Annotated in this window: 9 protein-coding genes; 6 read left to right on the top strand and 3 right to left on the bottom strand. The window is 75.5% G+C overall.

Annotated elements, in window-relative coordinates:
- Positions 1-42 precede the first annotated feature (42 nt).
- The 5 genes from ACWD4P_RS02680 (at position 43) to ACWD4P_RS02660 (ending at position 5,962) form a co-directional block, all read left to right on the top strand.
- Entirely contained in the window at positions 43-333 is a 291-nt protein-coding gene (locus ACWD4P_RS02680) for a hypothetical protein (RefSeq protein ID WP_449778319.1), read from the top strand.
- A 38-nt stretch (positions 334-371) separates the two neighbouring features.
- Complete coding sequence (locus ACWD4P_RS02675; RefSeq protein ID WP_359829133.1) at positions 372-746, top strand: TadE/TadG family type IV pilus assembly protein; 375 nt, start codon at positions 372-374, stop codon at positions 744-746.
- 161 nt (positions 747-907) lie between these two features.
- The gene (locus ACWD4P_RS02670; RefSeq protein ID WP_449778318.1) at positions 908-1,276 is read left to right on the top strand and encodes a pilus assembly protein; all 369 of its coding nucleotides are present in this window, start codon (positions 908-910) and stop codon (positions 1,274-1,276) included.
- Positions 1,277-1,439: 163 nt separating this feature from the next.
- Positions 1,440-1,886 carry a hypothetical protein gene (locus tag ACWD4P_RS02665; RefSeq protein ID WP_449778317.1) on the top strand — a complete coding sequence of 149 codons (447 nt, stop codon included), beginning with the start codon at positions 1,440-1,442 and terminating at the stop codon, positions 1,884-1,886.
- Positions 1,886-5,962: a LysM peptidoglycan-binding domain-containing protein gene (locus ACWD4P_RS02660; RefSeq protein WP_449778316.1), complete on the top strand. Its 4,077-nt coding sequence runs from the start codon at positions 1,886-1,888 to the stop codon at positions 5,960-5,962. Before ACWD4P_RS02665 ends, ACWD4P_RS02660 begins: the two co-directional genes overlap by 1 nt.
- A gap of 161 nt (positions 5,963-6,123) precedes the next feature.
- Here ACWD4P_RS02660 and ACWD4P_RS02655 read toward each other — a convergent pair whose 3' ends face one another.
- Positions 6,124-6,672, bottom strand: coding sequence for an HAD domain-containing protein (locus tag ACWD4P_RS02655; RefSeq protein ID WP_449778315.1), 549 nt, complete (start codon positions 6,670-6,672; stop codon positions 6,124-6,126).
- A 418-nt stretch (positions 6,673-7,090) separates the two neighbouring features.
- On the opposite strand from ACWD4P_RS02655, the gene ACWD4P_RS02650 reads away from it, so the two are divergent.
- Positions 7,091-9,208: a hypothetical protein gene (locus ACWD4P_RS02650; protein ID WP_449778314.1), complete on the top strand. Its 2,118-nt coding sequence runs from the start codon at positions 7,091-7,093 to the stop codon at positions 9,206-9,208.
- A 155-nt stretch (positions 9,209-9,363) separates the two neighbouring features.
- Here the strand turns inward: ACWD4P_RS02650 and ACWD4P_RS02645 are convergent, their stop codons facing one another.
- Together ACWD4P_RS02645 and fabG are read right to left on the bottom strand one after the other, a co-directional pair.
- Positions 9,364-10,734 (bottom strand): S53 family peptidase, encoded by a 1,371-nt coding sequence (locus tag ACWD4P_RS02645; RefSeq protein WP_449778313.1) that lies wholly within the window; start codon positions 10,732-10,734, stop codon positions 9,364-9,366.
- Positions 10,735-10,942: 208 nt separating this feature from the next.
- Positions 10,943-11,701 (bottom strand): 3-oxoacyl-ACP reductase FabG, encoded by a 759-nt coding sequence (gene fabG, locus ACWD4P_RS02640; protein ID WP_449778312.1) that lies wholly within the window; start codon positions 11,699-11,701, stop codon positions 10,943-10,945.
- Positions 11,702-11,751: the final 50 nt, after the last annotated feature.

Here is an 11,751-nt window from a genome sequence, read left to right as displayed (position 1 = left end):
ACCAACCACCACACCGCACCGCCACACTCCCGGGAGATCCCGATGACCGCACGACTCGCCCAGCTGGCAGACCGGGTGCTGCGACCCGCCCTGCTACCCGTCCAGTTCGCGCTGCTGCTGTTCACCCTGCGGCTCGGTCGGCTGCGGGCCGCCCGCGCGCGCGGCGACCGCGGCGCGATCAGCATCGAACTCGCCCTGGCCATCATCGCGTTGGTCTTCGTCGCCGGCGCCGTGGCGACCGCGCTCTACCTGCTGAAGGACAAGGTCGTCAAGAAGGTCCAGCAGGACCCGAACATGCCGGGCGGCGCGGGCGCGGGCGGCGCCACCCCGTGACGCGTCCTGCTTTCCGCCGCAGGGGCGACCGGGGGTCGATGAGCCTGAGCCTGGCCATCGTCTTCCCGGTCGTCCTGCTGCTCCTGCTGCTCGTCGTCCAGGCCGCGCTGTGGTGGTACGACCGGCAGGTCGCGCTCACCGCCGCCCGTGAGGGCGTGGACGCCGGGCGGGTGCAGGGCGGCGCGACGGACGGCGAGAAGAACGAGGCGGCCCAGCGGCAGGCCCGTGACTTCCTCGACCGGCAGGGCGTGCACGGGTACGCGGTGCGGACCGACGGCAGTACGGCGCAGACCGTCCGGGTCACTGTGCAGCTCACTCCGCCGCTGCTGATACCCGGGCTGAAGGCGCCCGCCATCACCCAGTTCGCCGAGGCGCCGCGCGAGCGCTTCGTACCGCCGGTGGTGAAGCCGTGAGGGGCGGGACGCCGGTGTCGGGGCGTCGGCTGCCCGGACGTCGACTCGGGCCTCGGCAGGCGCGGAGCGAGGGACAGGGGCGGCGGCTTCGGCTCCGCCTCCGGCCGGGCCGGAGGGACCGCGGCGGGATCGCGATCGAGGCGGCCATCGTCGTGCCGGGCGTGGTCGGACTGGTCCTGGTGGCCGTCGCCGCCGGGCGGGTGCAGACCACGGCCGGCACCGTGGAGGCCGCCGCCCGGGCCGGGGCCCGGACCGCCTCCCTGCAACGCGGCGTGGACGGGATGGACCAGCCGGCCAGGGACTCCGCCCTCGCGTCGCTGCGCCAGCAGGGCGTGTCCTGCCGCAACGGGGACGTCCGGGTCGCCAAGGGGACGCTCAACCTGCCGGGCGGACCGGTCACGACCGTCACGGTCACGGTGGTCTGCGACGTGGAACTGGCCGACCTGCTCGGCGGACCGTCCGGGGTGCCCGTGACGAAGCACCTCGTCGGCGAGTTCACCTCGGTGGTGGACCGTTACCGGGGCACCTGACGGCGCGCGGTGCCGTCACCCGGAAGACGGTGGATTGGAGACGGCCCGTGCGGGGGAGACGCAAGCGGAGAGCGCCCGGGGGATGACACAACGGTACCGAGCGGCGCCCGGTGGGGGCCGGTGGGGAGAGCATCGTGCGAAGTGGGGGGAGGGGACGGAAGTGGTGAGCCGTCTGCGGCGACGGCTGTCGGCGCGCCGGTCCGACCGGGGCGCGGTGGCCCTCTTCGTGGCGATCTGCGCGGCCTACGTCGTGCTCGTCATCGCCCTGGTGATCGACGCCGGCGGCCGGCTGCGGGTCGCCGAGCGGACCGACGCCTACGCCCTGGAGGCCGCGCGGGTCGGCGGCCAGCAGCTCGACCAGGCGGCCGTCCTGCAGGGCAAGGGCTTCAAGGTCCAGGAGAAGTACGTGCGGGACGCCGCCGACGCCTACCTGGGCCTGTACGGCCTGCGGGCGGGCGACATCGAGTTCTCCGGTGACGGCAAGGTCGTCACCGTCACCGTGCGGGCCGACTACCACCCGGTCCTGCTGGGAGCCCTCGGGGAACGGAAGGTAACGGGCAAGGGCAGTGCGACCCTCGTCCACGGAGTCGAGAAAGCGGAGACCGACTGATGGCCGCGCCACGTGCCAAGGACCAGGCCCGTAACGCCAGGGCCCGCACCGACCAGGCCCGCTCCGGCCGGGCCGGGACGTCCCATCGCGCCGGCGGCGCCCGAAGGCCCGCCGCCCCGGCGCCCCGACCACCCCGCGGGCGCGGCCGTGCCGTGATCACCGCGCTCGGTGCGCTGGTCGCCCTGCTCGCCCTGCTGGTCGGCGTCCCCGTGCTCCTGCTGTACGGCACCGAGGCGGTCGCCGGGATGGGCGAGGTCGCCTCGGGCGGCGTGGGCGAGGCGCTCACCAGTCCGGACGACGGAAGCCTGTTCCTGTGGGCGCTGGTGGTGGTCGGCTGGATCGCCTGGGCCTGCTTCGCGCTCTCCGTCCTGCTGGAGATCCCCGCCCAGTTGCGCGGCCGGATCGCCCGCCGGATCCCGGCCTTCGGCTGGAGCCAGCGGCTCGCGGCCGGACTGGTCGGCTCGGTGCTCGCACTGCTGCCGGTGGCCGGATCGGCCTTTGCGGCCGTCCCCGAACTGACCCACAGCCCGGTCGCCCAGGCGCAGTTGGCGCCCGGCGTGCAGCGCGCCGCCCTGCCCGCCGCGCAGGCCGCGCCGGCCCTGACCCCGGCCGCCGAGCAGCAGTCCACGTACACCGTGCGGGACGCCCGCCCGGCCGACAGCCTGTGGTCCATCGCCGAGCGCCAACTGGGCTCGGGGGAGCGCTGGGTGGAGATCGCCAAGCTCAACGACGGCCGGGTGATGGGCGATTCGGGCATCCGCTTCGACGCCGAGCGGCCGATCCAGCCCGGCTGGGAGCTGCTGATGCCGGCGGACGCCAAGCCGGACGAGGCGAGGACGCCCGCGCCGGACCCCGCCCCGGCTCCCTCCGGAGGCGCCGCGCAGGGGGCGCCGCAGAACGTTCCGCAGTCCGGGGCGGAGGCCGGCGGCCCCGGTGGTGCGGGCGGCTCCGCGGCCCAGCGGACCGTCACCGTCCAGGCGGGCGAGAGCCTGTCGGCCATCGCCCAGCGGGAGCTGGGGGACGGCGAGCAGTGGCCGCAGCTGTTCGACGCGAACAAGGGGGTACGGGCCCCGGACGGGGAGCAGCTGACGAACCCGGACGTGGTGGTGCCGGGGATGGTGCTCACGGTGCCGGGGGCGGCGGGTGCCGCTCCGGCCCCCGCACCGGCGCCGGCCGACCAGGCCCCCGCGCCGGCCGACCAGGCCCCGGCTCCGGCTCCGGCCCCCGCGCCCGCGCCCGCCGACCAGGCTCCGGCGCAGACCCCGGCACCGGGCGCCCCCTCGCAGGGCGCGCCGAAGTCGGCCCCGGCGCCCACGCCCGCCCACGCGCCGGCTCACGCGCCCGCCGCCCACGCCGACCCGGCCCCCAGTGACGACTACACCGTCGCACTCTCGGCCTCCACCGTCGGCGTCCTGCTCGCCGCCATCATGATCGGCACCGTCGCCCACAAGCGCGGCACCCAGCAGCGTGCCCGTCGCCCCCGGCACCGCATCGCGATGCCCGACGCCGAGGCCGCCGCCTTCGAGAACGAGCTGCTGGCCCGGCAGGACCAGGCCGGACTGGACCTGCTGGACCGCGCCCTGCGCACCCTGGCCCGCAACACCGTGCGCGGCGGCAAGCGGCTGCCGGCCATCGTCGCGGCCCGGATCACCCAGGGCGAGACCGTCGAACTGCACCTGTCCGGCCCGGCCACCCCGATCGCGCCGTTCCGCGCCGCGCACGCCGCCAACGTGTGGTGGTGCAGCGCCGACTCGGGCGACCTGCTCAGCCCGGCCCAGGCCCGGAAGACCGCCGCCCCGTACCCCGCGCTGGTCACGCTCGGCACCTCGCCGGACGGCTCGGTGGTCCTCGCCGACCTGGAGGCCGTCCGGCTGCTCCACCTGTCCGGCCACCCGGACGACGCCCGCGACGTGCTGCGCACCCTCGCCGTCGAACTGGCCCACAGCCCGCTCGCCGACCGGCTCCACCTGCACCTGGTGGACCTCGCCGAGGAGGTGCCGATCACCGGCCCGGCCGCCGAACGCGTGCACCGCCACCCCACCCTGGAGGCCGCGCTCGCCGCCCTCGGCCCGCGCACCGCCAAGGCCCGTGCCACCCTGGTCGCCGCCGAGGCCACCAGCCCGCGCGAGGCCCGCAGCCGAGGCCAGGCCGACGAGTCCTGGACGCCCGAGATCGTGCTCTGCGCCCACCAGCCCGGCGGGGACGTCCCCGCCGAGCTCGGACGCCTGCTCGACGCCCGACCGCGCACCTGCGTCGCCGTCGTCACCCGCGCCCCCGAGCGGGGCACCGGCCCGGTCGCCCGCTGGACCCTGCCGACCTCCGGCCAGGCCGCGATCCCGGGCCTGCACCTCACCGTCGAGCTGCAGCGGCTCAGCGGGCAGCAGTACGAGCAGGTCGCCGAACTGCTCCGGGTCGCCGACGACACCACCCAGCACCCGGCCCCGGCCTGGACGCTGGACGGGCCGGAGGACGACCCCGACACCACCGAACTGCCCGCCCCGGTACCGGTGCTGGCCGCCGTCGGGGCCCCGGTGGCCATCGCGGCGTCGGTCGGCGAGGCCGCGGCCGGCGGAGCGTCGGTCGTGGCGTCGAGTGGGGCGTCGAATGGGGCGTCGGTCGGCGGGGCTCCGGCCGGCGGCGGTGCGGGGGAGGGCTCGGACGCGGCCGCCGGTCCCCGGCTGCTCGCCCGGGTCATCGGCACCGGGGCCAGCCCGTTCGCGGGCACCGATCCGGTGACGCCCGCTCCGGTTTCGGGTGCGGGTGCGGGGGCGGCGACGGCTTCCGGTCCGGCTCCGGTACCCGCCGGTCCGGCCCGGTTCGTCGTCAACGGGCAGGGACGGCAGGCGGCCACCGACGAGACCACCCGCGACCTGCGGCGGCCCGGCCCGCCGGAGGGCGAGGGGGCGGCCGAGCCGGGGGACACCTCCTCGGAGTCCACGGCGACGGTCGTGCTCGCCGTCCAGCCGGTCGTGCCGCGGCCCGCCTCGTCGCAGTCCGCCTCGGCGCAGCCGGTCTCGTCGCAGGCTGCGGAGGCGGCCGTGGCGGCGGAACCGGGTGAGGGCGGGCCGGCCGTGTCGAAGGCGGCCGCGGAACCGGGGTCGGAGTCCGTTCCCGGCCCCGCCGTCGCCCTCGGAACCGGGCCCGCCGGTACCGCGACGACCGTCGATCCCGTGGACGCCACCGGTACGGAGCGGCCGGAGCCGGCCGTCGAGCCCGGCCCCGCGGCCGTCGCCCCGGTCGCCCGGACGACGCCCGGCCGCAGCGACAGCGACGACCTGCTCGCGATCCTCCGGTCCCCGGAGGCGCACGCCCCGCGCAACGCGCCCCGGATCCGGTTGCTCGGCCCGGTGGACGTCGCCGGGATCCTCGGCGACGCCGCACCCGGCGCGCTGCCCCGGCTCACCGAGCTGGCCGTCTACCTGGCGCTTCGTCCGGGGTCCGACCTCCAGGCGCTCGACCACGACCTGCACCCCGGCGCGGCGCACCTCGACCCGCACCCCACCACGGCCGACGCCAAGAGCCCGCTGCCGGACAAACTCGCCGACCTGGCCGCCTGGTTCGGCACCTCGGCTGAGGGGCGTGCGTTCCTGCCCACGGAGGGGACCGAGGGCTACTCCTTCGCCCCGACGGTCACCTGCGACTGGGACGAGTTCCGCGGCCTCTACCGGCGCGGCATGCGCAGCACCAGTGCCACCGCCGACGCGGCCCTCGCCCACGCCCTGGCCCTGGTCCGGGGCGCGCCGTTCGCCGAGGCCCCGCCGGCCTCGTACGGCTGGGCCGAGGCCGAGCGGCAGGACATGATCGCGGCGATCGTCGACACGGCGCACGAACTGGCCGCCCGCCGCCTGCAGTACGGCGACCACCGCAGCGCCGAGGCCGCCGTCTTCCGCGGCCTCGCCGTCGCCCCGGACGTCGAACTGCTGCACCGGGACCTCTTCTACGCCTACGCCTCGGCCGGCGCCCGGGACCAACTCCTGCGCGCGGTCAACCGGTTGGACGCGCTCAGCCGCCGTACCGGACGGGACCTGGACGCCGACACCGTCGCACTGCTGCGGGACCTGCTCGCGGGCTCCTGAGCCGGACCGCCGACCGCCCGGCCGCCCCCACGAGGGCGGCCGGGCGGTCGTGTTGACGGGCCGACGGGCCGGCGGGCCGGTGGCGGATGTGGTGGTCGTGCGAGGGTTCCGTACGGATGCCGGTGGGGGTGAGTGGCCCAGGCCTGGCGGTCGGTGTCCGGTCAGGCCGTGCGGAGCCAGGCGTCGAGGGCGGTGAAGTCCGCCTCGGTGAGCCCGCGTCGGGGGTCCACCCGGTGGAGCAGGGCGCGGGCGGGGGAGTGGGCCGCGACCCAGCGGCTGTCGGCCCGGGTGATCTCGTCGTCCACCCAGGCGAACGGCCGGCCGTCCGCCCAGGCGACGAGCGTACGGGTCTTCCAGTGCAGATCCTCCGGCCCGTCCGGCCGGTCAGTCGGGTCCGTCGGGTCCGTCGGGTCCGTGTCCTCCACCGGCCAGTCCACGACGGGCAGTCGGGGCAGTCCGAGCCAGGGCGCGAGGCACTCGTTGGCGTCCTCCAGCCAGGTGGTGGCCCACACCGGTTCGCCCGGCAGGGCCAGCAGCCGGCGCCCCAACTCCGGGTCCACGCGGGCGATCAGCGGGTTCCCGCCGGGTACCGTGCCGCGCGGGACGTACGGGCTGCGGTGGAGGGGGTAGCCGCCCGGGGGCGGGTCGCCGAAGGGGATCAGCGGGCCGTCCACGTCGAGGAACAGCAACGGGCGGTCGGCACCGATCATGACGGCACTTTAGCGGGGCTTGACGGTGTGGCGCGCCGATCGGCCACCCGGCCTGGAAGGGGCGAGCCGGGATCTCGTAGGGTGGCGCGCACGGAGTGTGGTGGCAGGCACCACGCAGGCGAGGGCATCAGACGCCGCGGGAGCGGCGGGGCGGGGCGGTGACCAGGAGATGGCGGAGACGACAGCGGTTTCCGGAGGTCCCGACCCGGCAGCGGACTCGGGTCCCTGGGACGCCGTACCGCCGCCGCCGCGCCTCCCGGCGGAGGAACACCCGCCCGGTCCCGCCGCCCTGTACGAGCCGCCGCCGGTGCCGCCGGCCGTTCCGTTCGCCGCCGCCGCGCCGGGTGGGGCTCCGGCTCCCGGGGCGGGCGGGCAGGGGAGCGCCCGGACGGGCGTGCAGCCGGTCGGGCAGGCACCCATGCCGCCGCCCGCGCCCCCGGTCGCACCCCCCGTTCCGCCCACCGGATGGACCCTCACCGGTCTGCCCGCCGCCGGAGCCGCTCCCTCGGAGACCCCACCGCCGTTCCCGGTCCAGAGCGCGGCTCCCGGCGGCAGCGCCCCCGTCGGCGCGGGCGGGCTCGGCGCGGCGCCGCGCGGACGGATCCTGGTGATCGAGGGCGGCTACGGCAACTCCGGCCGCCGCACCTGGGGCCGCGGCGGACCGACCCAGGCACCCGTGCTCTCGGCGATGCTCGCCGCCGTCTCGCCGCAGGTGCTGCTCGCCGCGGACGCGGTGGACGCCGTCCACCTCCCCGGCGCCGGCGACCCGCACACCGTCCTCGCCCACCTGCGGGCCGCCTCCCGGCACCCCGGACCGCTGCTGATCCACCTGGGCGGCCACGTCGTCGCCGACAAGCGCGGCGGGCAGCTCCAGCTGACCCTGCGCGACGCCAAGCAGGACGGCCTCCCCTGGCAGGCCGTCGCCGCCGAGCTGAGCCACCGTCCGGCCGAGTGGCAGACCCTCGTCATCGCCGACCTGAGCGCCGACCAGAACGCCTGGCCGTACCTCCAGGGCACCGTCTCGCCGCTCAGCGAGGGGATTCCGCTGTGGGCGGTGGTCAGCCCGGACCCGGAGCAGATCGGCACCTTCACGCGAGCCCTGATCGAGGCCCTGCACGGCGGCCGACCCGGTGCGGGCGACGTGCTCGCGCCCGAGCAGCTGCGGCAGCAGGTGTACTCGGTGCTGCGGCCGGACGTGGTCATCCTGGCCACGCACGCCCCGGACCGTCCGTTCTTCCGCAACACCGCCCGTCGTGGCGAGGGCCTGCCGGCCGAGGTGCCGCCGCTGCCGACCGCCTCCGACGTGCTGCCGGCACCGGCCCCGATGCCGCCGCTGCCGCGTTCGACTTCGACGGAGCCCCGGGACGCCGTTGCCGAGCGGCAGGCCTCGGCCTCGGCGGTGCCCGGCCGGTCGGCCGTGTCGCCGGTGGCCGCGGGCGGACCGGTCAGCCTCGTCAAGCCGGGCGTGCCGCCGACCCCGCCGCGGCCGGCCCGACCGGTCAGCCTGCTGAAGGCGGGCGAATCGGTCGAGGCCCCGGGCGTGACCCTGCGCAAGCCCGCCCCGGTCGACGCGGCACCCGAGGACGGCGCGCCCTCCACGGGCGTCACGCTCCTCAAGTCCCGGCCGGAGCCCGCGGGCGGCACCGTCACCGAGCCCGCGGGCGGCACCGTCACCGAGCCCGAACTGCCGCCGACCCAAGCCGTGGTGGCCCCCGAGACCGTGGTGGAGACGGCCGAGGCCGCGAGCGACGCGGCGGCCGAGGAGCCGGACGCGGAGCCGAGCGCCGAGACCGGCACGGAGGCGGGCGAGGCCGCGGCGGAGGACACCGAGACGGAGGACGCCGCGACGGAGGACGCCACCGAGGAGACGCTCGAGGTCGAGGAGGCGCCCGAGGCGGCGGAGGAGCCCAGGGAGGCCGTCCCGGCGGAGCCCGAGCCGGCGGACGAGGCGCCCGCCGAGCGGACCCCTGTCGACGAGGTGCGGACCGACGGTGCGCCCGACGACGAGGCACCGGCCGACGCCGTGCCGACCGACGGTGCACCCGCCGACCAGGTGCCGGGCGACGCCGCTCCCACCGACAAGGCGGTTGCGGCTCCTGCTCCCCGCGCGGACTACCGGGAGGTCATCGGACGGATCGTCCGCAGCGCCGACGCCGGGGACCACGCCGCCGCCACCGACCTGGCCTTCGCCCTCGAACTGGAGGCGATCGCCGAGCACGGTGCCGTCTCCGAGCCGGTGCTGCAGGTCCGGCAGGTGCGGGCGCACGTCTGCCGGCTCGCGGGCCGGTCGGCGGAGGCCGCGGACATCTACCGCGAGGTGGCGCTGACGCTGCTCCGCTCGCAGGGCCCGGACCACACGGAGACCCAGCGGGCGGCCACCAACGCCGAGGCCTGCTGGCGTGCGATCACCGATCGTGCGGAGGCCATCCGGATCGCCCCGGAGATCATCGAACTGCGCGCCTACCTTCCGGGCCCCGACGGTCGCAAGCTCCGCGCCGCCGAGCGCTACCTTGCCCAGCTGGCCGCCACCGGCTGACAGGCGACAGCAGACAGGTAGCGGCGAACAGATGACGGCGAACAGCTGACGGCAAACAGATAACAGCGAACAGCGAACAGCTGACAGATTTCGAAATCTGTCAGCTGTTCGCTGTCGTTCGTCACCCGTCACTCACCACCCGGTGAGCCGCCCGTTCACCGACCGGCGACCGCGTGCACGAACTTCGTGCCGTCGATGGTGCCCAGGCCGCTGGCGAGGTCGTAGCCCTCGGTGGCGTTGTAGCCGGTGACGCCGCCCCAGCCGTTGTCGCCCTGCTTGACGTCCACGATGCCGCTCCACTTGCTCGGCAGCAGGTTCATGCCGTACAGGCGCCAGTTGAGCTGGCCGAGGCGGTGGCCGGCGAGCTGGTCGGCGAGCGCGACGACGCCCGAGAACAGCGGGGTGGCCTCGCTGGTGCCGCCGGTGAGGTGCCAGCCGACGGAGGTCGGGTCGTAGGACTCGTAGGTCCAGGCGGCGCCGTCCACGGCCGCGCTCATGCTGATGTCCGGGGTGCCGCGGTGGTTGCCGGTGACGTTGGCGACGCCGGTCTGGTACCACGGGCGCTCGAAGACGCCCGAGACGCCACCGCCGCCGGCGCCGGACTTGTCGTGCCACACCTTGTCGGGCGCGGTGCGGTTGCCGGAGTCGTCCAGGGTGAGCTGGGTGCCGCCGATGGAGGTGACCAGCGGGTCCGAGGACGGCCAGGAGTTGACCTTGTACGGGTACAGGTCGCTGCCGTTCTCCTGCGCGTCGGTGGCACCGTTGTCGCCGGAGGCCGCGAGCACCGTCACGTTGTGGTCGGCGGCGGCCTGGAAGGCGTAGCGCAGGTCGGTGAGCGACTTGAAGTCGCCCTTGTCGTACCCGGGGAAGGTGTTCTCGGTGGCGCCGAAGCTCTGCGAGATGACGTCGGCGCGGCCGGCCTTGATGAGGGCCTTCTCGGCGTCCATCATCTCGGGCAGGCCGGTGGTGCCCTCGGTCTCGGCGACGCCGGTCTCGACCAGGATGATGTGCGCGTCGGGGGCGATCGCGTGGGCGTACTCGACGTCCAGGGTGGTCTCGCCGGCCCAACCGGTGTGGTCGGGGTTCTTCGGGTCCCAGGTGGGGACGTTGCCCCACTTGACCACCTCGACGTTGGTGTCCGGGATGCCCCACTGCTTGTCGAAGACCTCCAGGTCGTGCTGGATGGTCGGCGAACCGAAGGAGTCGACGATGACGATCGTGCGGCCCTTGCCGGTGATGCCCTCCTGGTACAGCGGGTCCAGGTTGTAGGCGGTCCGGTACTGCAGCGGCGAGTAGCAGTGGATGCCGACCTGGCTGACGCACTGGGTGGTGCTCAGCGGGGCGGGGCGGCCCTGGGCGTTGTGGTGCCCGAAGGAGGTGGGGCGGACGTGGACGCCCGCGAGGTCGTGCGTGGGGGCGGCGATCGCGGTGCCGGCGGCCGGTACGGCGACGGTGCCGGCCGTGAGGGCGGTGGCCCCCACGGCGAGCAGAGCCAGGGCGCGGCGGAGGGTGGCGGGGCTGCCCATGGGACTCCTTGGGACGCAGGGCCCGACCATGTCCGGTCGGGTCGGTCCGGCCATCCCATCGAGTGCCGCATGATCATGCCATAGTCATTTGGTGGGGTCATATGATCAAGGGCATGGTCATGCTCGGCCACGCGAAAAGGTAAAGGTCGTCCCAGGGGAAAGTAACCTCCCACCTGGGACGACCATGTGATGACACGTCAGCCGGGCTCTAGCGGGCCCCGCCGTTGACGTACAGGGTCTGACCGCTGACGTACGAGGCCTCCTCGCTGGCCAGGAAGGCGACGACCGAGGCGATCTCCTCGGGCTGTCCGACCCGGCGCAGCGGCGTCCGGGCGGCGACCTCGGCCTGGTGCTCCTCGGCGCTGCTGCCGACCCGCTCGGCGGTGGACGCGGTCATCGGGGTGGCGATGTACCCGGGCGCGACGGCGTTCACGTTGATGTTGAACGGCCCCAGCTCGATCGCCAGGGTCGCGGTGAGGCCCTGGATGCCGGCCTTGGCGGCGGCGTAGTTGGCCTGGCCCCGGTTGCCGAGGGCGGAGCGGGAGCTGAGCGAGACGATCTTCCCGTACTTCTGCGCCACCATGTACTTCTGCGCGACGTGGCTGCAGTTGTACGCACTGGTCAGGTTGACCGTCAGCACCGCGTCCCAGTCGGACTTGGGCATCTTGAAGAACAGGTTGTCCCGCGTGATCCCGGCGTTGTTGACCAGGATGTGCACCCCGCCGAGGTCCGCCGCGACCTGCGCGAACACCGCTTCCACGGCGTCGTAGTCGGCGACGTCGCAGCCGTACGCCCGGGCGGTGCCGCCCTTGCCGGTGATCTCGGCGACCGTCCCGGCCGCCCGCTCGGCGGTGAGGTCGACGACGGCGACCGCCGCGCCCTCCTCCGCCAGCCGGCGGGCGGTGGCCGCCCCAATGCCCTGCGCCGCGCCGGTCACCACGGCGACCTTGCCCGCGAACCGCGTCATGTGAACTCCTCGGTAGTGTGGATCAAGCAGACGGCGAGCGCCCGTCACGA

It is taken from the genome of Kitasatospora sp. NPDC002543 (assembly GCF_053594915.1).
This window is presented reverse-complemented; position numbering and strand designations above follow the sequence as displayed.